The 24,559-nt window shown below is 41.3% G+C and carries 24 protein-coding genes and 2 tRNA genes; 11 read left to right on the forward strand and 15 right to left on the reverse strand.

What is annotated here, in order from left to right; all coding sequences use genetic code 11:
• Positions 1–61 precede the first annotated feature (61 nt).
• Both rimI and AACQ81_RS11135 read right to left on the reverse strand, forming a co-directional pair.
• Positions 62–514: a ribosomal protein S18-alanine N-acetyltransferase gene (gene rimI / locus AACQ81_RS11130; RefSeq protein WP_237385370.1), complete on the reverse strand. Its 453-nt coding sequence runs from the start codon at positions 512–514 to the stop codon at positions 62–64.
• A complete protein-coding gene (locus AACQ81_RS11135; protein ID WP_237385371.1) occupies positions 483–893 on the reverse strand; it encodes a DNA polymerase III subunit psi in 411 nt (136 codons plus the stop codon). Before AACQ81_RS11135 ends, rimI begins: the two co-directional genes overlap by 32 nt.
• Before the next feature lie 142 nt (positions 894–1,035).
• Here AACQ81_RS11135 and rsmC point away from each other — a divergent pair, with 142 nt between their 5' ends.
• From rsmC to AACQ81_RS11150, 3 genes are all read left to right on the forward strand, one after another.
• A complete protein-coding gene (gene rsmC, locus AACQ81_RS11140) occupies positions 1,036–2,049 on the forward strand; it encodes a 16S rRNA (guanine(1207)-N(2))-methyltransferase RsmC (protein ID WP_237385372.1) in 1,014 nt (337 codons plus the stop codon).
• Positions 2,050–2,275: 226 nt separating this feature from the next.
• Positions 2,276–2,362: transfer RNA gene (locus AACQ81_RS11145), tRNA-Leu, on the forward strand.
• 46 nt (positions 2,363–2,408) lie between these two features.
• Positions 2,409–2,495, forward strand: a tRNA-Leu gene (locus tag AACQ81_RS11150).
• Between the two features lie 93 nt (positions 2,496–2,588).
• Here the strand turns inward: AACQ81_RS11150 and AACQ81_RS11155 are convergent.
• The 5 genes from AACQ81_RS11155 to AACQ81_RS11175 form a co-directional block, all read right to left on the reverse strand.
• Positions 2,589–2,870 (reverse strand): DUF1435 family protein, encoded by a 282-nt coding sequence (locus AACQ81_RS11155; protein ID WP_237385373.1) that lies wholly within the window; start codon positions 2,868–2,870, stop codon positions 2,589–2,591.
• Between the two features lie 201 nt (positions 2,871–3,071).
• Positions 3,072–4,508, reverse strand: a complete 1,437-nt coding sequence (gene phoA, locus AACQ81_RS11160; RefSeq protein WP_237385374.1) for an alkaline phosphatase — start codon at positions 4,506–4,508, stop codon at positions 3,072–3,074.
• A gap of 194 nt (positions 4,509–4,702) precedes the next feature.
• On the reverse strand, positions 4,703–6,196 hold the full coding sequence (locus AACQ81_RS11165) for an aldehyde dehydrogenase family protein (RefSeq protein WP_237385375.1): 1,494 nt from the start codon (positions 6,194–6,196) through the stop codon (positions 4,703–4,705).
• 15 nt (positions 6,197–6,211) lie between these two features.
• Entirely contained in the window at positions 6,212–6,592 is a 381-nt protein-coding gene (locus AACQ81_RS11170) for a cupin domain-containing protein (protein WP_237385376.1), read from the reverse strand.
• Between the two features lie 66 nt (positions 6,593–6,658).
• Positions 6,659–7,960 (reverse strand): NAD(P)/FAD-dependent oxidoreductase, encoded by a 1,302-nt coding sequence (locus AACQ81_RS11175; protein ID WP_237385377.1) that lies wholly within the window; start codon positions 7,958–7,960, stop codon positions 6,659–6,661.
• 481 nt (positions 7,961–8,441) lie between these two features.
• Between AACQ81_RS11175 and uriH the strand changes: the two genes are divergently transcribed.
• The gene (uriH, locus tag AACQ81_RS11180; protein WP_237385378.1) at positions 8,442–9,392 is read left to right on the forward strand and encodes a uridine-preferring nucleoside hydrolase UriH; all 951 of its coding nucleotides are present in this window, start codon (positions 8,442–8,444) and stop codon (positions 9,390–9,392) included.
• A 95-nt stretch (positions 9,393–9,487) separates the two neighbouring features.
• On the opposite strand, the gene AACQ81_RS11185 is transcribed toward uriH, so the two are convergent.
• Together AACQ81_RS11185 and AACQ81_RS11190 are read right to left on the reverse strand one after the other, a co-directional pair.
• Complete coding sequence (locus AACQ81_RS11185) at positions 9,488–10,273, reverse strand: sulfite exporter TauE/SafE family protein (RefSeq protein ID WP_237385458.1); 786 nt, start codon at positions 10,271–10,273, stop codon at positions 9,488–9,490.
• Between the two features lie 290 nt (positions 10,274–10,563).
• Positions 10,564–10,734 carry a helix-turn-helix domain-containing protein gene (locus AACQ81_RS11190; RefSeq protein WP_336885661.1) on the reverse strand — a complete coding sequence of 57 codons (171 nt, stop codon included), beginning with the start codon at positions 10,732–10,734 and terminating at the stop codon, positions 10,564–10,566.
• A 218-nt stretch (positions 10,735–10,952) separates the two neighbouring features.
• Between AACQ81_RS11190 and AACQ81_RS11195 the strand changes: the two genes are divergently transcribed.
• On the forward strand, positions 10,953–11,165 hold the full coding sequence (locus AACQ81_RS11195; protein WP_092551339.1) for a helix-turn-helix domain-containing protein: 213 nt from the start codon (positions 10,953–10,955) through the stop codon (positions 11,163–11,165).
• A gap of 44 nt (positions 11,166–11,209) precedes the next feature.
• Here AACQ81_RS11195 and sugE read toward each other — a convergent pair whose 3' ends face one another.
• Together sugE and efp are read right to left on the reverse strand one after the other, a co-directional pair.
• Entirely contained in the window at positions 11,210–11,524 is a 315-nt protein-coding gene (gene sugE / locus AACQ81_RS11200) for a quaternary ammonium compound efflux SMR transporter SugE (RefSeq protein WP_092551336.1), read from the reverse strand.
• 204 nt (positions 11,525–11,728) lie between these two features.
• Positions 11,729–12,295, reverse strand: coding sequence for an elongation factor P (gene efp, locus AACQ81_RS11205; protein WP_237385380.1), 567 nt, complete (start codon positions 12,293–12,295; stop codon positions 11,729–11,731).
• A gap of 40 nt (positions 12,296–12,335) precedes the next feature.
• Here efp and epmB point away from each other — a divergent pair, with 40 nt between their 5' ends.
• The gene (gene epmB, locus AACQ81_RS11210; protein ID WP_237385381.1) at positions 12,336–13,367 is read left to right on the forward strand and encodes an EF-P beta-lysylation protein EpmB; all 1,032 of its coding nucleotides are present in this window, start codon (positions 12,336–12,338) and stop codon (positions 13,365–13,367) included.
• 255 nt (positions 13,368–13,622) lie between these two features.
• On the opposite strand, the gene AACQ81_RS11215 is transcribed toward epmB, so the two are convergent.
• The 4 genes from AACQ81_RS11215 to AACQ81_RS11230 form a co-directional block, all read right to left on the reverse strand.
• Complete coding sequence (locus AACQ81_RS11215; RefSeq protein ID WP_237385382.1) at positions 13,623–13,964, reverse strand: DUF4156 domain-containing protein; 342 nt, start codon at positions 13,962–13,964, stop codon at positions 13,623–13,625.
• 158 nt (positions 13,965–14,122) lie between these two features.
• A complete protein-coding gene (groL, locus tag AACQ81_RS11220) occupies positions 14,123–15,769 on the reverse strand; it encodes a chaperonin GroEL (protein WP_237385383.1) in 1,647 nt (548 codons plus the stop codon).
• 55 nt (positions 15,770–15,824) lie between these two features.
• Complete coding sequence (locus AACQ81_RS11225) at positions 15,825–16,118, reverse strand: co-chaperone GroES (RefSeq protein WP_010846340.1); 294 nt, start codon at positions 16,116–16,118, stop codon at positions 15,825–15,827.
• A 175-nt stretch (positions 16,119–16,293) separates the two neighbouring features.
• Positions 16,294–16,824: an FxsA family protein gene (locus AACQ81_RS11230; protein WP_237385384.1), complete on the reverse strand. Its 531-nt coding sequence runs from the start codon at positions 16,822–16,824 to the stop codon at positions 16,294–16,296.
• 354 nt (positions 16,825–17,178) lie between these two features.
• On the opposite strand from AACQ81_RS11230, the gene aspA reads away from it, so the two are divergent.
• The 5 genes from aspA (at position 17,179) to AACQ81_RS11255 (ending at position 24,550) form a co-directional block, all read left to right on the forward strand.
• Positions 17,179–18,603 carry an aspartate ammonia-lyase gene (gene aspA, locus AACQ81_RS11235; RefSeq protein WP_237385385.1) on the forward strand — a complete coding sequence of 475 codons (1,425 nt, stop codon included), beginning with the start codon at positions 17,179–17,181 and terminating at the stop codon, positions 18,601–18,603.
• A 345-nt stretch (positions 18,604–18,948) separates the two neighbouring features.
• Positions 18,949–19,851, forward strand: a complete 903-nt coding sequence (locus tag AACQ81_RS11240) for a TauD/TfdA family dioxygenase (protein ID WP_237385386.1) — start codon at positions 18,949–18,951, stop codon at positions 19,849–19,851.
• A gap of 57 nt (positions 19,852–19,908) precedes the next feature.
• Complete coding sequence (locus AACQ81_RS11245; RefSeq protein ID WP_237385387.1) at positions 19,909–20,820, forward strand: AEC family transporter; 912 nt, start codon at positions 19,909–19,911, stop codon at positions 20,818–20,820.
• 434 nt (positions 20,821–21,254) lie between these two features.
• Entirely contained in the window at positions 21,255–22,556 is a 1,302-nt protein-coding gene (locus AACQ81_RS11250; RefSeq protein WP_237385388.1) for an anaerobic C4-dicarboxylate transporter, read from the forward strand.
• Between the two features lie 209 nt (positions 22,557–22,765).
• Positions 22,766–24,550, forward strand: a complete 1,785-nt coding sequence (locus AACQ81_RS11255; protein WP_237385389.1) for a protein-disulfide reductase DsbD — start codon at positions 22,766–22,768, stop codon at positions 24,548–24,550.
• Positions 24,551–24,559 lie beyond the last annotated feature (9 nt).

Consider the following 24,559-nt stretch of genomic DNA (forward strand, 5'->3'; position numbering starts at 1 on the left):
TGCCGTGCTTTCCCCTATGTGAGAGAATATAAATCAGCCAATGAAAAACAATGAATCTCTGTCAGATTTCACCAAACAACGGCAACGCCATAATAATGGCATCTTCCTTTCCCGCGGCAGTCGGATAATAATTCTTGCGGATGGAGACTTCATTGAAGCCCAAATCCTCATATAAACGGATTGCAGGCCGATTGGAACGCCGTACTTCAAGCCATAGTGTGTTTATTTGCTTTTCAGGCAATATATTGATGAGATAAGCCAGCAATTCCCTGCCATAACCTTTTGATTGATACTCAGGATAAATGGCGATATTAAATAGGGTGGCTTCGTCCATGACATATTGTGTTATTGCAAAGCCGATAATCCGGTCGTTCAACGTTATTTTATAGTTGAGGTAGCGTTCTCCCTGATTGGAGTAAAATGTTTTTTCACTCCATGGAAACGTGTGGCTGGCTTGTTCTATTTGAAATGCCAAGGGAAGATCAACGGGAGTTAATAGAGAAATATTCTTCATAATGGTAAATTTGTTGCCAAAGAGCGCGTTTTGCATTCCCATCAAGAGATAAGTCATTTAATGCCGAGCTTCTCAAAGAAATCCCTTGTATTGATAAGGTAATATCAACTCCCAACAGCCAACATGGGCAGTGGATTGATTCCGAAAGTAGCTCAATATCTTTTGTCGTGATGCAATATACCAATGAGGCGTTAATCCCCATGGCTGTGAAAATATCAGCAAACAATGAATGACTTAAGTCGATATGATCATGAGCAATGATCAATAGACGGGTTGAATCAGGGATGAGGACAGATAATTCACCTTGCAACGCCATCGGGCTGCGCAAAACCCATTGAATGATCCCCAATCGGGAGAGTAATCTGTCACGCTTCGTCATCGTGTTTTATTCCATCTGTCATAAGAAAACAACAGGTAATATATTATCAGAGGGCTTAACTTAGCGCCAATTAGCATGGCACTTTAGTTCTGCCCAACTGGTATTGATACTTGGATAAAGATTTATAAGGAGCTATACATAGATGTCAGTATTAACCCCGGCCAGCGAAGTTATCCTGCGCCATCATGAGCAATTTAGCTCACATCATCTGCTTTTCGCCGGTGATTTACAGGACAATCTCGCAACGGAAATCGAAGCAGCAAGTGTTCGTGTGCATACTAACCAATACCACCACTGGCAATCTCTGATCCGTCAACTCGGCGACAGTGCTCAGTTTGGTCTTGTAGCAGACAGCGCATTTATTAAAGGGTGCGATACGCTGATTTATTACTGGCCAAAAAGCAAACAGGAAGCACGTTTCCAGCTACGTAGTCTGTTTTCCATTCTGCCTACTGGAACAGATATTTTTATTGTGGGTGAAAATCGCAGTGGTGTACGTAGTGTTGATAAATTAATGGAAGGTATTGCAACTTTTCACAAAATTGATACCGCCCGCCGCTGTAGCCTGTTTTATGGTCAGCTTAAAAATCAGGTTCAGTTTGATCAAAACAATTGGTGGAACAGTTATCAGGTAGGTGATACCACCATCAATACATTGCCCGGTGTGTTCAGCCAAGACGATTTGGATGTCGGCAGTCGCTTGCTACTTTCGACATTTGATGCGCCTATTTCTGGCAGTCTTTTGGATATCGCCTGTGGTTCAGGGATTTTGGCAACTGTTTTGGGTAAGAAAAACCCTGATTTGACTCTGACCCTGAGCGATGTCAATGCTGCCGCTATTACATCCAGTAAGGCAACATTGAAAGCCAATAAACTGGAAGGTAATGTTGTTACCAGCAATGTATATTCTGCTATTGAAGAGAAATTTGACTGGATTATTTCTAATCCTCCATTCCATGATGGGTTGAAAACTACTTTGACTGCAACCGAGGATATGATCCGCATGGCGCCAAGCTATCTAAAATCAGGTGGGCAGTTCCGGATCGTTGCAAACGCTTTCCTGCCTTATCCTAGCTTGTTGGATAAAACTTTTGGCAACCATAAAGTCATTGCTCAGACAGGTAAATTTAAAGTTTATCAGGCAACGAAGAGATAACTCAGGCGTCAAATACGATCTCTGTTTTGCCTGCTCCGATTTTATGGGCAGGCAATGCCGCTTTTCTCTATTTTCTCTTTATTTCTTCTTAGTCTCCGCCTGAATATCAACCTGTCGATTTTTACACCAATCACTCTTTTTTCCACTAAATAATGATTGACGCCAGCTATAAAATCTCTAGAATGCGCCTCCATGCTATCCATTTGAGTGATAGTGTCTGATATATGCGAGGGTGGCGGAATTGGTAGACGCGCTAGCTTCAGGTGTTAGTGTTCTTACGGACGTGGGGGTTCAAGTCCCCCCCTTCGCACCAAATCAGACAACTAGCAGTTAAATAAATCGGATAAATGACAGTACCTGCGAGGGTGGCGGAATTGGTAGACGCGCTAGCTTCAGGTGTTAGTGTCCTTACGGACGTGGGGGTTCAAGTCCCCCCCTTCGCACCACTGTTTCATTTTTTCTGTTTGTCTCTATTCTATTTTTTCCGCTTTTCTTATTAGTTTCAGTTCTTTTCTCTGTCTGTTATCCAATGATTTACTTCAAAAATATCCTAAATAACGAAAACTGCCAAACAAACTACACATAACAGCGATACCAGCAGGAAACAACAAGAAATGACGCGCATTACGATGAAACAATAGTACAAGCGTCAAAAGCATCGCGACCTGAATACTGGCCTTGAATTGTTCTATTCCTGCCCCCGCAAGGACTAATACTGTTACAACTAACACTGATACTATCAGGCTGGACAACAGTATGCCCCAGAACCCCGTCATCCTTTGCCAAAATATCAGCTTTAAATTCCGCTTTGCCCGAATCATAATACCCCATAAAATGATAATGATTATCAATATCAAGTATGATAGAGATTTAATCATAAGCGGGAAATAAATGACAGAAATTATCAGAGATAATTTTCAAGAAAAAACGCGGGATAATGCTCCCCGCGTTGTTAATTCAGCGCGTTCAAGATTCGGGAATTCCTGTCGGAATAACTGACGTATTCTTCCCATTTATTACCATTATTGTTTTAAATTCATCGCATCACGTATGGTAAAGAACAGATCCGTTTGATCAGTCAAACCCACGACATTGGCAGCATATGGGCCATAAGCGGCAACACGTAGTTGTGCACCTGTATGTTCTTGACTGTTTCCTTCTGAGTTACCGTAATTTACCGTCATAACTGCGCCATCTTTAGTGATCAGTGAACGGGTTAAACCCGTTGATTTCACATCAGGCTCAATGATCTGGCTGGAGTGCGCGTGATCGGCAGTCACAATCACCAAAGTATCGCCATACTCTTTCGCAAATTTAAGACCAACTTGTACTGCCTTATCTAAAGCAACGGTTTCACCAATCTGGGCACAAGGATTGGCATTGTGATCCTGTTTATCAATTGAGGCACTTTCAACTTGCAGGAAAAAGCCATTTTTATTCTCTTTCAGTAAATCAATCGCTTTCTCTGTCATTTGTTCCAACGTCGGGGCATTAGGGTCTAATTTAGCATTCGCCTTGCACTTTACTGGCTTTTCATTGATATTACCGTGATAAACTGCTTTTGGTCCTTCCCAGGCGACGTTCATATTTCCATCATGGAATAAACCTAACAGAGGCTTTTGTTGATTAGCTTCTTTGATGGCGGATAACGACTTAGCGTCAGTTATCCACTGATATCCTAAATCTAGTGCTTGTTGTTGCAATGTTTTTCCTGCATTGGCACCAGATACTGATTTCTGAATAAAGGATTTTGCCCCGCCACCCAATGTAATATCAGCGCGTGCTACCAGTAACTGTTCCGTAATAGAGCCTTTACCCCCATTTCCCAATGCATCAGAAGGACATTTCTGCAAAGTTATTTCTGGCCCATAGCATTTACGCCCCGTAACATGAGCATACAAAGCCGCTGGCGTTGCATCCTGAATTTCAGCCGTGGTCACATTCCCTGTTGCCTTACCGTTTCTTTTGGCCAATTCCAAAAGAGATGAGTGAGCTTTACCAAAAACATCAATTCCCAATGCGCCGTTATAGGTTTTTACTCCCGTAGCCCAAGCTGTAGCGGAAGCCGCAGAGTCTGTAACATAGTTGGGTTTTTGCGTTTTCTTATCCAGCGAATAATGAGTGTATTGCCCGGTAAATGGCAAGGCATCAATCCCTTTAAAGAATCCACCAGCACCTTCTGCGTAATTACGGGCGATAGTAATCTCAGAATCACCCATGCCGTCGCCGATAAATAGGATCACATTCTTAGCCTTGGTGTTGCTTAAAGCAGCTTTAAGTGTTTCTGTCTGATCCTGTGTGAGACGGCGTGCACCACCAAATTCTGTAATGTTGCCCTGTGCTGCACGCTGTTGCGCGATATGGTTCGAATCGCTGGTAGCCCATGCAGGCACAGTGGCTCCTGCCATCAATACAGTAACCACAGCAGCAAGCAGAATTTTTTCATAATTAGGCGACATAGTGTTTTCCTTGCAATCAGATAAGTAGTAAAAAATCATTACCTTGAATTGCTTGGATAATAGATATGTCACATGACAATTATTTGAATCTATGACGACATTATGATGACAGGAAACGTTCTTCAAAAATAAGGCAGAGCGCCACAGCAGCCAAAAGCCACGCAACGTTCTGCCGATATAGTCAATCTAGTCCATCAATAACGTATCATGACTGACTTAAGTTCGGTGTAGTGTTCAATAAACGCACTACCAAACTCACGACCAATCCCTGAAGATTTCATGCCTCCGAATGGGACTGCGGGGTCCAGGAATGTATGCATATTGATCCATAGAATCCCAGCCTCAATGCGAGGTGTCATGCGCATCGCTTTACTTAGGTCATTCGTCCATAAACTGGCAGACAAACCAAATGGTGTTGAATTCATCATGGTAATCAGCTCTTCCTCATCATCATAACTGAGGAAAGTACCAATCGGCCCGAATGTCTCTTCTTTCATCAATGTATCTTCAGGACTATTGGCTCTGACAATCGTTGGCGCGACAAAAAATCCCGGCCTTTCCAGCGCATAGCCTCCATACACAATTTCACAGCCATCCTGACGTGCTTGCTCAAACAAAGAGAGAATTTTTTCGTAGTGCGGCTTATTCGCCAATGGTCCCATTTCTGTTGATTCGTCGAGGGGGGAGCCAATTTTCATGGCTGACAGACGTTCAGACAATAATTCCAAGACGGCATCCATGTGAATTGATGGAATATAGAAACGTTCCGCAGCAGCACAAATTTGCCCCTGATAGACATATCCCGCTTCCAGGATGCCATCGACAATTTTTTCAACTGCCATATCAGACAGGAAAGCAGCCGCGTTTTTGCCTCCAAGCTCCAGTGTTGTGCGCTTCATTCCTTGCTCCAGCGCAGATTTACCCACGATCACTCCTGTCGGAACTGATCCTGTAAAAGTCACTTTGGAACATTGAGGATGGTTTATCAGGGATGATCCAACACGAGGGCCGGAACCATTGACGATGTTAATCACGCCATCTGGAATGCCAGCCTCTTTTGCCAGCTCTGCTACACGGAGCATGGTTAAGGGCGTATATTCACTGGGTTTAAGCACAATCGTACAGCCACTGGTCAATGCCGCTCCCAATTTCCAGATAGAGATCATTATGGAGAAATTCCACGGAATAATGCCAACCACGACACCAACAGGCTTACGACGAGTAAACGCAGTATATTTTTCTCCCTTAAACGATGGTAACGAAACATTCAGGGTTTCACCGCTGATTTTGCTTGACCATCCTGCAAAGTAGCGTAAGTAATCGGCGGATGCCCCGACGTCAAGCATACGAGATAATTGGATGGGTTTACCCGAACACAGGCTTTCAAGTTGAGCCAATTCTTCACTATTCTTTTGCAGTAAGTCAGCAAGGCGATTTAAACAATTTCCCCGTTCCATCGGAGAAGTTTGTGCCCATATGCCATGGAACGCGTTCGATGCAGCCTGCATTGCCTGATCAATTTCTGCGTCCCCTCCTTGATTAACCGTAGCTATTGTTTCGCCGGATGCAGGGTTAACGATGGAGAAAGTGGCATTTCCCTGCCCAAGAACAGAGATGCCATTAATATAATGCCCGTGAGAGCGTTGCAAAAAAGCCGCAACCGACTCCAGCAAATGAATCTCACTCATTATCTTTTCCTCTGTCTAGCCTGATATTTGCGCGTTTATACAAGCCATATAATGTTTGACAAAACGCTCACTGGTGATTTCCCACAGCACTTCAGTTCCCTTCGCCGCAAACCACGAGTCACCTTTATGGTACTCAATCATCACCCCTGTTTTGACATCCGTCAGTTTTACTGAACCTTCATGAACTGTCGCCATTTCATCGAAGGGATAAGTCATTTTGAATTTACCTTTAGTGCAGGTAAAAATACCGCACGTCAAATTATCTGTCGGCTCTCCGTGGATCATTGCCCCACTTACTTGTGGATCACCTTCCACGACAATAGAACCAAGATTGGTGACACTGCCGATAGGCATTAATTCAGGAAGTGCGTTATCTAACATTAATGGCTTTATCATAACTTTTACCTTTCAAAATTTACCGTTCAAAAATGGAGAAAAGAAAAACGTTAAACAGAGATAAAATTAAAGGCGCCCTGTCCAATAACCAGAAGCTTGATGCCAAATCTTGCCAGCAGAGAAAAGTACATTTCTCAATTTATCTTTCCCGATAACATTAAGATGTGGAATAGAACTTAGCAGCGAATAACGATCAGATCCTTCGCTCATTCCTTCCGCCAGAATCTTGCAGATAATATGACTCGGAGTCACACCAAAACCTGAATATCCTTGTACATAGAACACATTTTTATGGTTAGGCAGAGAACCAATTTGTGGGAATAGATTGACGCTGCAAGCCATTGGCCCACCCCATGCCAGTTCTATTTTTACCTCTTTCAGATAAGGGAAGGTTTTCAGCATGATTTTGCGGTTCCATGCTTTTAAATTAGAAGGAATATACTCAATAAGCTTTGTCGCACTACCATATAACAGGCGATTCTCTTTGGTCACCCGATAGTAGTCGATGATAGGTCTTATATCACTGTACGCTCCACGGATCGGGCTGATCCTTTCGATAAGCTCGTCTGACAGTTCTTCTGTCATCAGTTGAAAAGCGTAGGTATTGATCGTTTTTCTGTAGATAGTAGGTTCAAGCCCATTCAAAAATGCGTTACATGCCCACAACATTTTATTGGCTCGAACCGAACCCGTCGCCGTACGCACTGTAACCCTTGGGCCATACTCCACATTCAAAACCTGACTGTTTTCGAAAATTCTGACGCCATATTCCGTCACTGCCTTGGCTTCACCTAACAGTAAGTTAAGTGAATGAACATGCCCGCCCCCCATATGTTTTAATGCACAGGTATAGCGATCTGAGCCGATAATTTTTTTAACATCAGCACCAGCATAAAACTCGATTTCTTCATCGGGAGAAGCCAAGCGAAATTCTTTCAACCAACCTTGTAACGTCTTTTCATGGCGTGGGCTCCAGCCAAGATAAGCATAGCCACGGCAAAAATCAGCCTTAATATCATATTTAGCTATTCGATCACGAATAATTCCTGCGCCCAAATTGCTGATTTTAAATACGGTTTCTAACCCTTTTTCACCGATATGGCGCTTGATCTTCTCGAGATCATGACCAATCCCCGTCATTACCTGGCCACCATTGCGGCCGGTACCCCCATATCCCAGTGTCCGACCTTCCAAAATAGCGATATTGGTGATGCCTTTTTCCGCCAGTTCCAACGCTGTATTGATACCAGAGAAACCGCCACCAATGATAACAACATCAACATCCAAGTCTTCTGTCAGTATTGGGAAGCGGAGATCATATTTTTTAGTTGCCGCATAATATGTCAATGAATCTATTTGATTATTCATATTATACCCCGTGATCATCTGTTTTATCCCCTGACAATTACAGCCAATCAACTGACTATTCTGTGTTTTCAGGGACGTTTGTCACATCCGTTGAATATTGGTTATTCAGATGTATTAACAAAACAATAAAAAACCAAATTATTAATAAGTTAACAATAATTGGATAGTTAACTATTCATGCATTTTTTATATGTTATATATGAAACATATGTACTTAAAATGCTCAAATCATTTATTGTTTATATGTTAATTAAATCACAAATGCGTAATACTTAATTAACAATTTATGATTTTTACATTATCGTTTTGTGATAGCCTGCTGAGAAATTTTTTCCGATGGTGAATTATTCTGGGAATAGAGAATTGCACTTGTATCATAATAATTAATTTGTATTTACAACTAATTATCTGGGATAAGTGAGCGTGATTAACAAACCAGCAACGTAAAAGATGAAGAGTATAATCACTGAAAGGAACAAATATGCTACCCAAGAAAATTATCCTTGATTGCGATCCCGGGCATGATGATGCCATTGCTCTATTACTTGCACACGGAAATCCGAATATTGAGCTACTGGCCGTCACAACTGTTGTTGGCAACCAAACTTTGGACAAAGTAACCCATAATGCTCTTTGTATCGCCCATATTGCTAACATTCATAACGTTCCTTTTGCAGCAGGATGCCACCGACCACTTGTACGGGAGATCAAAACTGCGCCGGACATTCATGGCGAAAGTGGTCTGGATGGCCCTATCTTGCCTGAGCCAGCAATGAAGTTGGATACTCGTCACGCGGTTGATTTAATTATTGATGTAATCATGAAGAACCCCCCCAAAACCGTGACGCTGGTTCCTACTGCCGGTTTGACAAATATCGCGATGGCGGTACGCAAGGCACCCTATATTGTTGAGCGAGTAAAAGAAGTCGTATTGATGGGCGGTGGTTATCACAAAGGTAACCAAAGTGCTGTTGCAGAGTTCAATATTACCATCGACCCAGAGGCTGCTCACATTGTTTTTAATGAGAAATGGCCACTGACGATGGTCGGTTTAGACCTGACTCACCAGGCTCAAGCGACACCTGATATTATTGAGGCAATCACCCAGATTAAAACTCATTCTGCCCAGTTCGTTTTAGATGCACTCAAATTTTACGGGGAGCAATATCGTACTCATCAAGGTTTCAACTATCCTCCAGTGCATGATCCCTGCGCAGTGGCCTATGTAATCGATCCAACCGTCATGACTACCCAAAAAGTTCCCATTGATATCGAATTAACGGGAAAATTAACAACAGGAATGACAGTTGCAGATTTCCGTAACCCTCCACCTGAAGACTGTCATACGCAAGTGGCAGTTAAATTGGATCATGCTAAATTTTGGCAGCTAATCATCAATGCCTTAAAAAATATCGGCGAAACAACTTATTGATCACTCAAGCAAGCTGACCGATTTGAATGATCAAACCCATTATTTCCTTTTGACCATTAAAGCAATGTCTGCTTTTCTGACGGTCAAAAGGATTTCTAACCAACTAAGCGGAACCCCATCAGAACAGCACTGCATAAAATCAGAAACAAAGTGGCGTACTGAAAGACTTTATCAGATAAGAGCTTCATCAAGTAATTGGCAAAAGGAATAGCCAACAATGAACCAGCAAACAGCACCAGTGCCAGCTTCCAATTAGTATGACTACCATGTGCATAAGCAAAAGCAGATGAACCAGATAACATCATCGTGATAAAAAGAGAAGCTCCAATCGCCTGTTTAATATTCATCTGCGAATAACGTAACAGCAATGGCAACACAACAATACCGCCCCCCACTCCTGTTGCTCCCAGCACCAATCCGGCACCTGAGCCGGGCAGTAAAAGAGGTTTAATCAGCCCGGACGGCGAATGAGTCTGACTTCCTGATTTTTGCGGTTGTTGTATCCGGCGATAAAAAAGGTAAAGAGAAAACAAGATAGCCAAGACAACCAACAGATTAACTGCCCACTCAATCTGAACCTTAGCGTGACTTAAATGACTTAATAAAGTGACCCCATAACTCGCCAGTACCGTACCGGGTATCATAATCAGCAGGATCACAAAAGATTGGCGCAGGGGAATATTACCCATACGAAAGTGCATATAAGAAGATGATATTTTCATCAACATTGATAGAAGATTGGCTGTTGCTACAGCGGTCAGTGCATCCAATCCAAAAAAGTAGGTGAGGATTGGCAAAACTATCACTCCACCGCCAACACTAGTAGTGCTGATAATCAAACCAACAACCGCTCCAATTGCAAGCTCAGGGATCAATAACATCATCTTATTTCCGGCTGAAATTTAATCAAAGCTTATCTGCCCACCAAATTCCACACAGCATTGCTCAATAATATGACAAAAACAAATATCATATTCAAAAAATGAATAAGAATGCCGATACCCTGTAACAAGCAAAATTGCAATATATCCGATTGATGTCGCGTTGCAGTGCGTATGTCTTGAAAGAAAATCCCAGTCACATAGATAACTATGTGACTGGGGTGAGTGAGTGTAGCTAACAATGCTGCTGCCTGAAAGACAAGGAGAATATTGGATATGTCTGAGCGGCTTTAATGGGGGAGAGATATCGCCTCAAAATCAAACAAATCATTTAGTTCAATCTGCAATCCATTGGCGATTACATAAATAATTTCTAAGGTAGGATTTCTGACACCACGTTCAATGCCGCTGACATAGGTTCTATCCAATCCACATTTATCGGCAAAAGCCTCCTGTGACATTCCTGCTGCTTTCCTGAGATGTCTAATTCTTTGCCCAAAAAGGGATCTGATGTTGTTCGATTTTTTCATCCGATAAGTATCGATTCGTGTTACTTATCCGACCACGGACTATAAGTCACGTTTCAATCTGAGTTATGCTATGATATGTGACTTATAGTCTACTGATTAATTACTAACTTTTTAATTGAAAAAATGATAGATAATTGGAGATCCCAAGAATGGAAAAAAAAGACTGGCATTCCGCTGATATCATCGCTGAACTGAAAAAACGTGGAACAACATTGTCAGAGGTATCACGGGATGCAGGACTGGCATCATCAACTCTTGCCAATGCATTGCAACGTCACTGGCCAAAAGGTGAACGTCTTATTGCAACTGCGTTGGAGCGCACGCCAGAAGAAATATGGCCGTCGCGCTATGCAAAAAAATGAACCAAAATAGAACCCAGCGCAATGCTGGGTTCATTCATCAATAATCAGCTCGCTAGCTTCAAGCCTATAATCCCCAAGACAATCAAAGCAAGGCTAAACACTCTGAAAAAATTTGCTGATTCCCCCAGTACCATTATGCCGAAAATTGCTGTTCCCACCGCACCAATACCAGTCCATACAGCATACGCAGTGCCTACTGGTAGATTTTTCATGGCATAAGCCAACAGCCCCACACTGGTAACCATTGCACTAATTGTAATCAAACTCGGTATCAAACGTGAAAAACCTTGGGTATATTTCAGGCCTACTGCCCAAACCACTTCTAATAAACCAGCAATGAGAAGGATCAACCAAGACATGATTTTCCCTTTATCTGATGACAAATGGGGCCGTCCCCAATGAGATGACGTTTATCCGGGCCGTCCCAGATAACGATAAGAAATGAAAGAGAATTATAGCCATCCCCTTTAATGGCTTCAATGATAACGTCTGGTAGAACACAATAAAAAAACCGCAGCCACTAGACGAAGAGGCTACGGTTTTTCTAGAATAACAAAACTCGATTATTTTACGCGAGAAACGTATTCGTTAGAACGGGTATCAACTTTAATGACTTCACCAATCTGTACAAACAGAGGTACTTTTACTACCGCACCAGTGCTTAAAGTTGCTGGTTTACCACCAGTACCTGCGGTATCACCTTTCAGGCCCGGATCGGTATCAATTATTTCCAGTTCAACGAAATTTGGTGGAGTGACAGCGATAGGACGACCATTCCACAGAGTCAGAATACATTCTGCCTGATCGATCAGCCATTTTGCATTATCACCAACGGCTTTCTCATCCGCAGCCAGCTGCTCGAAAGTTTCGTTGTTCATGAAATGCCAGAACTCACCGTCGTTGTACAAATAAGTCAGGTTGGCATCCATGACATCTGCACTTTCAACAGAATCTGTTGATTTAAAAGTTTTTTCTAGCAATTTACCAGAAATCAGCTTACGAATACGAACACGGGCAAATGCCTGACCTTTACCTGGTTTAACAAATTCACTGTCAAGAATAGCGCACGGCTCGCCATCTAACATGATTTTAAGACCTGAACGGAATTCATTGGTACTATAAGTAGCCATGGAGATCCTCTAATTTTTAACAAAATGGCTTAGCCAAAAAATGGCACACATTATAACCCATATTCACCCTGTCAGAGAAGTCTGGCTAAAACAACTTGCGGATGTTATTACTGATCCCAGTGAGTTATTACAATTATTATCCCTGAACACGCATGCAATACTAAAAGAAGGTACTGAAGCAAGGCGTTTGTTTCCTCTGCGTGTGCCAAGAACGTTTCTCACACGAATGAAAAAAGGTGATCCCCGTGATCCTCTGTTATTGCAAGTCCTGACTGCCCGGGAAGAATTTGCTACAACCTCTGGTTTTTCCACCGATCCATTGGAGGAACAGCAAAGCGTTGTGCCTGGCCTGTTGCACAAATATCGCAATCGGGCCTTGTTATTGGTAAAAGGAGGATGTGCTGTCAATTGCCGTTATTGTTTTCGCCGTCATTTCCCTTATGAAGATAACAAGGGCAATAAAAATAACTGGCAAATTGCATTGGATTATATTGAACAACATCCAGAAATTGATGAAATTATCTTCTCTGGAGGTGATCCATTAATGGCAAAAGATCAAGAGCTGGATTGGTTAATTAGCCGCATTGAATCCATTCCTCATATTAAACGATTACGGATCCATACACGCCTGCCAGTTGTGATCCCAGATCGAATCACGCTTTCACTGTGTAATCGTTTAGCCCTGTCCAATTTGCAGGTCATCATGGTGACCCATATCAACCATGCAAATGAAATTGATGATGCCGTTCGAGAAAGCATGATACGACTAAAACAGGCCGGAGTAACACTGCTAAATCAAAGCGTGATGTTACGTGACATCAATGATAATGCTGATACGTTAGCTGATTTAAGTAATGCATTATTCAACGCGGGGATTTTACCTTACTACATCCATGTTCTGGATAAAGTTCAAGGTGCAGCCCATTTTCTGGTAGGTGATGAAGAAGCAAAAACCATCATGCGGGAATTATTGACGAAAGTATCCGGTTATTTGGTTCCGCGTCTGACAAGGGAAATTGGGGGTGAACCCAGCAAAACACCTCTGGATTTAGGGTTGAAGCAAGACCAGTGATATTAAACAACCCACGGATCACTGATTCTGGTTAATGTCATTTCTTAAAATTTTCAGGAATGGGCAACGCACAGAAACCAAACGTACATGCGAATCTGGTTTAATAAGATGTTTTCTTAAGCATTGCCCAAACTGACTTATCACTGACCCCATCGATTTTTCACATCCACATACGGATAACAACACCGTCTCATCTACGGGGCTATATCTTTTATTTTTCAGTCAGTAATGACTAATTTATTGAAGTTAATATGACTAAGGGCATTTATAGACCTGACCGACCATTTTGCTATCAAGAGGTACAAAGCTACCCAGCAAATTTTCAGATGGACTATTTACGCCATAAATAACGTTTCCACCAATTTCAGCGGCTTTATTGCGTAAATCATTGGCGGCACTACGCATAGAACTGCCCTCATTGCTGATCCCATTGAGCCAATTGCTTTGAGTACCCGCAATTTCACCTAACCGCTGACATTCACTGCCTGGCTGAGCATCCACAAAACGCACATTAGCGCCAGCATTGGTTAATTGATGATTTGTTGTACAGCCTGCCAGCAACAGTACTGATGCTCCAAGCCAAATTTTAATTCTCATAACTTCCCTCATTGGTTACAGGAACTTCTACCATAATGATAAATATATCCTTTTGAATTCAATTAAGACAAAAAATAAAAAGGCGAGCAGTTTTTTCTGCTCGCCTTCAAAGTTTTTATCCTATCGGATGGGTAATTCCATCGGCAGGATGAACAGCATTACATCATGCCGCCCATTCCACCCATACCGCCCATGCCACCAGCTGCACCTAAGTCAGCTTTGTCATCTTTAGGCAGTTCAGTCACCATGGCTTCAGTGGTGATCATCAGGCTAGCGATAGAAGCTGCGAATTGCAGTGCAGAACGGGTTACTTTGGTTGGATCCAAGATACCCATATCGATCATATCGCCGTACAGTTCAGTTGCCGCGTTATAACCGTAGTTGCCTTCACCTGCTTTCACGTTGTTCACAACAACAGATGGCTCTTCACCAGAGTTGTCTACGATCTGACGCATTGGCGCTTCCATTGCACGCAGTGCAACGCGAATACCTACGTTCTGATCTTCATTATCGCCGGTCAGTTCAGAGATAGCACTGGCAACACGCACCAGAGCAACACCACCACCAGCAACAACGCCTTCTTCTACAGCTGCGCGAGTTGCATGCAGAGCATCATCGACACGAGCGCGTTTTTCTTTCATTTCAACTTCAGTTGCTGCACCAACTTTGATTACAGCAACACCGCCAGCCAGTTTAGCTACGCGCTCTTGCAGTTTTTCACGGTCATAGTCAGAAGTTGATTCTTCGATCTGCTGACGAATTTGAGTAACACGAGCAGCAATCGTGCCTTCTTCGCCTATACCATCAATGATAGTTGTAGTATCTTTGTTGATAACAACGCGTTTTGCCTGACCCAGATCTTCCAGAGTCGCTTTTTCCAGCTCCAGACCGATCTCTTCAGAGATGACAGTACCGTTGGTCAGAGTAGCGATATCTTGCAACATTGCTTTACGGCGATCACCGAAACCTGGTGCTTTAACCGCAGCCACTTTCACGATGCCACGCATGTTGTTAACAACCAAAGTTGCCAGTGCTTCACCTTCCACATCTTCAGCGATGATCATCAAAGGCTTGCTTGCTTTAGCTACACCTTCCAGAACTGGCAGCAGTTCGCGGATGTTAGAGATTTTCTTATCAACTAACAGGATGTATGGATTTTCCAGTTCAACAGAACCTGATTCTGGTTTGTTGATGAAGTAAGGAGATAGGTAACCACGATCGAACTGCATGCCTTCAACAACATCCAGTTCGTCTTCCAGACCAGTACCTTCTTCAACGGTGATTACACCTTCTTTGCCGACTTTGTCCATCGCTTCCGCGATCAGTTTACCTACAGTTTCGTCGGCGTTAGCAGAGATTGTACCAACCTGCGCAATAGCAGTGGAATCAGAGCAAGGTACGGACAGTTTTTTCAGTTCTTCAACGGCAGAAATAACGGCTTTATCGATGCCGCGTTTCAGATCCATTGGGTTCATACCAGCAGCAACAGCTTTCAGACCTTCGGTGACGATAGCTTGAGCCAGTACGGTTGCAGTAGTCGTACCATCGCCTGCTGCATCGTTGGCTTTAGAGGCGACTTCTTTAACCATCTGCGCACCCATGTTTTCGAATTTGTCTTCTAATTCGATTTCACGCGCTACAGATACACCGTCTTTAGTGATAACAGGTGCACCGAAAGATTTATCCAGAACTACGTTACGACCTTTAGGACCCAGAGTTACTTTAACTGCATCAGCCAGTACATTTACGCCGCGCAGCATTTTGCTGCGAGCATCATTACCAAATTTTACGTCTTTAGCTGCCATTGTGTCTTTCCTTTAAATTCATTCAATTAAGAAGATCTAAGCGCAAGATATTCAATTACGCTTCAACAATTGCCAGAATGTCGCTTTCAGACATGATCAACACTTCTTCATTATCGATCTTTTCTGTTTTAACGCCGTAACCTTCATTAAAAATGACGGTATCACCCACTTTTACATCCAGCGCTTTCACTTCCCCATTTTCAAGGATGCGACCATTGCCAACAGCCAGAATTTCCCCACGGGTAGATTTGCCCGCAGCAGAGCCGGTCAGAACAATCCCGCCAGCGGATTTTGATTCAACTTCTGTACGTTTGACGATAACGCGGTCATGTAATGGACGAATTTTCATTGAGAGATCTCCTATAAATAAAGTCCATATCAGGTAAGAGGATTGATACCAGAACCCAACAGAACCAGTACCATGAAGCTACAAATTGGGGCTTAAGACCAGTACTTCAAGGGTGGATGACAAAAATATTTTACTTTTTTCTTATCCACTGAAATTTTAGCCAAAACAAAAACAACTAACTTTTGTCGTTCGAATTGCCATATTCGCCGTTTTTTTTCTGATCAGCTGATTTATGCTCATCCAATGTATAGGAGGCATCATCCCGCCTGCGTTCATATTCCCCTTCAAAAGTTTGCCCATTCTGACCTGAATCACCACGATGGTTTGAGCCATAAAAAGTATTCGGGCGGTAAAGTTTGATATGAGGTAATAACTTGGCTGTTATAAGTTTCTGTACGGGAGAGAGCAACAGCAGTAATCCGCAAAAGTCGGTGAAGAAACCGGGCAGTATCAGCAAAAACCCTGCTATTACCAAAGAAACACTTTTAACGGCTTCTTCCGCAGGGCTTTCACCTGCCGCAATTTTTTGCTGCATAGACATAAAATTCTTGATGCCCTGATTACGTACAAGAGACACACCAAGACAAGATGTAAGAATAACCAGCAACAGAGTCAGCAAAACTCCGACTTCGGAGGCAATGCGAACAAACAGGACAGACTCAATGTAAACCAGCAGGCATATCAGAATAAGTGGGAGCCAACGCACGTGGTTCTCCTTTCATTATTTAGTCCACATTATTTATCATTCACATTATGCGAAATCAGACAATATGGGATTAGATCACGTAATGTGGGGGTAACAGTAACGGTTTTCAATACTTCGGATACTTAACTTTCCACACAAGTAATCGTGACTTCGGTCACACATATGTTATTTCATTAATAAAATAGCACTATAAAGTGATCCAGGTTCAAGGCATTTCTAATAAATCAACATATGATCGCGCCAACAATTTCGTGATAAGTGATTAATATCACGCCAATTGTTGCCGGCAACGTTAATTCTCAACAAACACGTAATAAAACAGCAAAAAAACGTATCTAATTTAAGAAGGTTCTCATGTCAAACAACATTCGTATCGAAGAAGACCTATTAGGTAAACGAGAAGTCCCCGGTGAAGCCTACTACGGTATTCACACTCTACGTGCGATTGAAAACTTCTATATCAGTGACCGTACCATCAACGATGTCCCTGAGTTCATCCGTGGCATGGTAATGGTGAAGAAAGCAGCAGCACTGGCGAACAAAGAACTTCATACTATCCCTGGAAAAATTGCGGACATTATTGTCAAAGCATGTGATGAAGTTCTCAACACAGGCAAATGTATGGATCAATTCCCTGTTGATGTCTTTCAGGGTGGCGCTGGTACTTCACTGAACATGAATACCAATGAAGTATTGGCAAATATCGGCCTAGAATTGATGGGTTATCCAAAAGGTGAATATGAGTATCTGAATCCCAATGATCACCTGAACAAAAGCCAGTCAACCAACGATGCTTACCCTACTGGTTTCCGTGTTGCTGTCTATAACTCAATGATGCAATTAGTTGATTCTATTGAGTTGCTGAAAGCAGGCTTTGACAAGAAAGGCGTTGAATTCGACGACATCCTGAAAATGGGCCGTACCCAGCTGCAAGATGCTGTTCCAATGACTCTGGGACAAGAATTCCGCGCTTTCTCCATGTTGCTGAAAGAAGAAATCAAGAACATCACCCGTACGGCAGAACTGCTGCTGGAAGTAAACCTCGGCGCAACGGCTATCGGTACAGGCTTGAACACTGCTCCAGGTTACCAGAAATTGGTTGTTGAAAAACTGGCCGAAGTCACAGGATTACCTTGTGTTCCAGCAGAAGATTTGATAGAAGCGACTTCCGACTGCGGCGCTTATGTTATGGTTCACGGTGCGTTGAAACGTCTGGCTGTTAAGATGTCCAAAATTTGTAACGACTTGCGTCTGCTTTCTTCCGGCCCTCGTGCTGGCTTGAATGAAATCAATCTGCCAGAATTGCAGGCTGGTTCTTCCATCATGCCAGCTAAAGTAAACCCAGTTGTGCCAGAAGTTGTTAATCAGGTTTGTTTCAAGGTTATTGGCAACGATATTTGCATCACAATGGCAGCAGAAGCAGGCCAGTTGCAGCTTAACGTTATGGAACCAGCGATTGGTCAGGCGATGTTTGAATCCATGACCATTTTGGGCAACGCATGCCGCAATCTGGTTGAGAAGTGTATCGACGGCATCACTGCTAACAAAGCAGTATGCGAAAGCTTCGTATTCAACTCTATCGGTATCGTGACTTATCTGAACCCATTCATTGGCCACCATAATGGTGATATCGTAGGCAAGATCTGTGCTGAAACCGGCAAGAGCGTTCGTGAAGTTGTGCTGGAACGCGGTTTGCTGACCGAAGCTGAGTTAGATGATATTTTCTCCGTTGAGAACCTAAAACATCCAACTTATAAAGCAAAACGTTTTGATGACTAATTAAATACTTATAATAACGAAGTCGTCTTAATTATTGAGGCACGCAATTCCAACCGGAAGCGTGCCTTTTTAATTCATCATATGAATCATTCTATTTTTACTTTCTTAACCTTAATAATGAACAAATATATTTTCAATATTCACAATAAGTAATATTTTACTTATAAAACAATAAATATAAGTGAATATTTTAACTATATATTAATATTTTGTTATTTAAATTCAAAGCGTTATAATAAAAATCATTACATAACGACATTTATTGTTTAGTTACAAAAATAAAAAAATATTGTATTATCAACAAACTAAATACGCATGATATATATTAATAGCAAGGATAAAATCGTGAAGATAGTTATACCTCATAAAGTATGTCAATTATGGCAAGAGGAGCTTTACGGAATAGTTGAAAACGCAAAAGAAATTAACAAAGAATTAATTATTATGAGTAAAGAAATTTCTGAGAAATTTCTACCTGACATTCAAATTCTTCGTGATGAAATTAACTATGGAAAAGGATATATCCAATTTACTAATATCCCTATAGATAAAACCATACCTTCCGTTCCAACTGACGGAACTGTCTCGAAAGAAAAAGGAATTATCTCAGAGCTTAGTATTCTCGGGATAAGTAACGCATTAGGCTTCAATCCATTCTCATACAAGGAAGAAAAAGATGGAGCCCTTGTCCACGAAATTGTTCCTGTTAAATCTAAAGAAGATATACCATCCAGTAATGGAACAGTAGAATTTGATTATCACACTGACGCAGCCTACTTAAATAGAAACCTGAGACCACATACATTATCATTAATGTGTTTGGCTGATAAATATAAAACAGGAACAAGATTAGCTTCACTTAGCGAAGCCTTAGAAAAAATTTCCGAGGCTGAAATAGACACATTAATGAGTAAGTTATATGTTCATACTGCTCCTGCCACATTTAATGTTAATTTGAAAAAAGTTAACACATCTGTACTAGATCGTATTGATGGAATTTATGAAATGAAAGTAGCATTCCATAATACAATAGGTATAAATGAAAAAGCGCAAAAAGCATTAGCTAGCTTACATGATGCCATTGATGAAGTTGTTTTTACTCAAGAATGGAATCCTGGAAATCTGGTTATTTTCAACAATTTAAGATGTGTTCATGGCAGAGGGGAAGTCAAAGGTGAGCGTTGGCTTCAACGGTGTTATGGCTCATCCATAATTCCAACAGCGACTGTACTAGAATTAACTTGCTAAAAATATTAAGCCTACTAATATTGTAGGCTTAATATTTTATAAAAATTTAGGTGATTTATGTTTTTTGAAGTTATGCTTAGAGTATTATTATTAATACTTATCACATTAATAGGTTTTTTTATCGGTAAAAAATTGGATTTAAAAACAAAAGATATATCATCATTGTTAATATATGTTATATCCCCTGTTGTTATTTTCATTTCAATAATACAATCACCTTCCGATTTAACTTATTTCTCATATTCAATTGCAAGTTTTTTAACGGCATCACTTGCTGCATTTATCGCTTATTCTATAGGGAAAACCTTATGGAGTTGTAATAAATCCAATCTCTTTGGATTTGCAGGAGGAACAGGCAACACGGGCTATTTTGCATTACCAATAGCTTTTGCCATTTTCAACCCCAACCAAATAGCTATTACCATCTTCATCATAATAGGTATCAACCTATATGAATTCACAGTAGGTTATTTCATTACAGCCAAAGGTCATTTAACCACAAAAGAATGCCTAATAAAAATAATTAAATTACCCATCATTTATTCTGCAATTTTAGGTGTGCTTTTTAAAGGCAGTGATATCACATTAAATTCAATACTGATCTCCACGCTAGAAAATTTTAAGGGTGCTTATAGCGTTCTTGGCATGATGGTTATTGGAATTACCCTATCTTCTTTTTATAAGATAGAGATTGATTGGAAATTTTCCTTTTTCTCAATACTATGGAAACACCTAATATATCCTATTGTTGGAATGTCATTCTTTTATTATATAATTCAAGTTCCTGATGATTTATTAACTGTAATAGCATTAATGTTAGCCACGCCTATGGCTGGTAATGTAGTTGTTATTGCAAGTAACCTTAATTTACATCCTGAAAAAGCTGCTTTTTCAGTCATGTTAAGTACAATACTTTCCGTTATTACTGTCCCCATTTCTATAGTCATGTTTGGCAATATTATCAGTTAATATTAACCATCACTTTCAGAATCATACTCATTTGAATGGAAATCAAAAAATAATATGAACTATATTATAGTTCATATTATAACAACCAAAACAATATTACATATCTCGCAATCTTGCATATTAAATGCAACATAAATTTTACATTAAAATCACTTGTGATGATTTAAGAAAAATTTTTTCTTTTAACTATAACCAACCTTTATATCAAAAATAAAACGTAATTTATACTTATAAAAACACAAAAAGTTTGTGTTAAAACAATATATAATGATGTAATCTCTATTAAATTAATCAACAATAAATAAAAACATTCGACATATAAAGTTAAATTTTCTGATGATGGCTAAATATAATACAAAGTTTTCATCTTTATTAATTATACAAAAATTTAACAATAAATTTTCACAACATTAAAAATTCAAGGGGTACGTAATATGTTAGCCGTAGAATTAATTATCGTTCTGCTGGCCATTTTTTTGGGAGCACGATTAGGGGGAATCGGTATTGGCTTTGCTGGAGGACTTGGGGTCTTAGTTCTGTCTGCAATCGGTGTCAAACCGGGTAATATTCCATTTGACGTTATTTCAATCATCATGGGAGTTATCGCTGCTATTTCTGTTATGCAAGTCGCCGGAGGGCTAGATTATCTGGTTCAACAAACAGAGAAACTACTGCGCAGAAATCCGAAATATATCACTATCCTCGCACCAATCGTCACTTATTGTTTGACGCTGCTGGCCGGAACAGGGAATATCTCTCTGGCAACACAACCCGTAATTGCCGAAGTAGCAAAAGAACAAGGCATCAAACCATGCCGACCACTATCAACAGCTGTCGTAGCCGCACAAATTGGGCTTACCTCTTCGCCAATCTCCGCCGCAGTCGTCTATATGTCTTTTATTATGGAAAGGCAGGGTATCAGTTATATTCACATGTTGATGGTAATAATTCCTTCGTCATTTGCTGCGATTATTTTGATGTCATTCATCGTCTCATGGTTTTTAGATGCCAAATTGTCTAACGATCCTATTTACCAGCAACGCCTTGCGGATGGTCTCGTTGAACTACGCAGCAGCCATAAGATTGATATCAAACCAAAAGCTAAACTCTCTGTACTGCTGTTTCTATTAGGAGTCATTGGGATTGTTACTTATGCGATTATTAATAGTCCAAGTATTGGCTTAATCGAAAAACCACTTATGAATACCACCAGTGCGATCCTTATCATCATGTTAAGTATTGCTACCCTCACAACTGTTGTTTGTTCTGTTAATACCGATGCTATTTTAAATTCCAGTACCTTTAAAGCTGGAATGAGCGCATGTATCTGTATTATGGGAGTCGCATGGTTGGGGGATACATTTGTTCAAGCTAATATGGACTGGATCAAAGAAACTGCGGGAAGTTTAATTCATGCTCAACCATGGCTGCTGGCAGTTATTTTCTTCTTCTGTTCAGCTTTGCTCTATTCACAAGCAGCTACAGCAAAAGCTTTAATGCCAATGGCACTGGCGCTGCATGTTATGCCATTAACTGCAATTGCATCTTTCCCTGCGGTTTCGGGCCTGTTTATTCTACCAACTTATCCTACTCTGGTTGCAGCCGTACAGATGGATGATACCGGAACTACCCGTATCGGGCGTTTTGTATTCAATCACCCGTTCTTTATTCCCGGGACTATTGCCGTTGTATTCGCCGTCACATTCGGTTTTCTGTTGGGTGGTATCATCTTGTAACTTTGCAATACCTATTATTTGAATAACGTTATCTCAGGGGCTGACAATGCCCCTGAGATATTCCTGCCTCAAAATCTTTCCCTACCCAAAAATAGCATAGTATTAATATTAACCAAGTGACTTTCTGCTATGGGCATCATCGGTTATAGTGCAGATTCCCATAAATTTTACGAATCAAACTTACGATACAGGCGGGTCAAAGATTGCTTATGATGAAACGTATTTTCATTTTGTTTCTGCTGTTCAGCAGTATCGCTCTTTCTCCTATCAAGTCCAGCGCGCTGTTTGAACAACAAGGGCAAAACCTCTACCTCCCTGCTGATCAAGCATTTATGTTTGATTTTCAGCAAAAAGAAAATAAACTCACCCTGAACTGGGATATCAAACCGGGTTATTACCTCTACCGAAAACAGTTCAGCATCATGCCCAATCAAGCATCGTTAGGTAACATCTCGTATGCCAAGGGCGTAGATCATGAGGATGAGTTTTTTGGGAAAACAGAAGTTTATTTTCAATCTGCGCGTATTGATGTCCCTGTACTATCTGCCACCAATGATTCTTCTCTTCAAGTGACTTATCAGGGATGTGCTGAAGCGGGTTATTGTTATCCTCCAGAAACCCTGAACGTGCCATTACAAGCCGTTATTGCTTCAACATCACCCAATAATGAAACCGTAGCATCATCAGATATAGCAACATCTCAAGAAACAATATCTTCAAAAGCACAGCCGCAACAGAAAGATATCCAGACCAAAGATCATGATGTTCCATTCTCACCGCTATGGGCTTTGTTGATTGGCATTGGCATCGCTTTTACTCCTTGTATACTGCCGATGTATCCACTGATTTCCAGCATTATTCTGGGCCAGAAACGCCCCGAAAGTATGAAACGGATTTTTTGGCTTGCCGTAAGCTATGTCCAGGGGATGGCACTCACTTATACGATACTTGGATTGGTCGTTGCTGCTGCCGGTTTACAATTTCAGGCGGCCCTACAAAACCCTTATATTCTGATCGGGCTATCAGTACTGTTTATTTTGCTGGCCTTATCTATGTTTGGATTATATTCACTGCAACTTCCTTCTTCTGTCCAAACTCGCTTGGTGGATTGGAGCAATCAACAACAAAGTGGTTCTTACATTGGCGTATTTTTTATGGGAGCCTTGGCCGGTCTTATTGCTTCCCCCTGCACCACCGCACCACTCAGTGCCATCTTGCTCTATATTGCCCAAAGTGGTAATACACTGGTTGGCGGCCTTACCCTTTATCTCTACGCATTTGGAATGGGCTTGCCACTTATCGCTGTCACGTTATTCGGTCATAAACTCCTGCCTCGCAGTGGCCCGTGGATGCAGTACGTTAAGGAAGGTTTCGGATTCATTATTCTGGCGCTGCCAGTATTCTTGCTGGAACGGGTACTTGGCGATACATGGGGTGTCCGATTATGGAGTATGTTGACGATTGCTTTCCTTATTTGGGCTTTCGCAATAACATTGCACAGCAAAAACGGTTGGCTTCGTACCTTACAGATAATTTTACTGGCTCTGGCCCTTATTGCTGCGCGCCCTTTACAAGATTGGGTATGGGGAACCCCTACAATAGAGCAACAAAAAACAGTAATAAAATTCCAGCGAGTAAATGATTGGCAAGAATTAAGCCAAATTTTAGCTGAAAATCGCCATCAACCTATCATGTTGGATTTGTACGCTGACTGGTGCGCTGCCTGCAAAGAGTTTGAAAAATATACTTTCAGTGACCCACAAGTACAGACACAATTGAGTCAATTCCTTATGCTACAGGCAGATGTCACGGATAACGGGCCAAAACAGAAAGAATTACTGCAAAAATTGAAGGTACTGGGGCTTCCGACTATTTTGTTTTTTGACGTTCAAGGGAATGAAATAACCGATTCTAGAGTCAATGGATTCATGAATGCGGAACGTTTTAGCCAACACGTACAGCACATATACCCAAAGGGTATACAACAAAAATAACCTGAAAGG

Origin of the sequence: Xenorhabdus sp. Sc-CR9 (genome assembly GCF_963897815.1) — a bacterium.
Lineage (GTDB): Bacteria > Pseudomonadota > Gammaproteobacteria > Enterobacterales > Enterobacteriaceae > Xenorhabdus.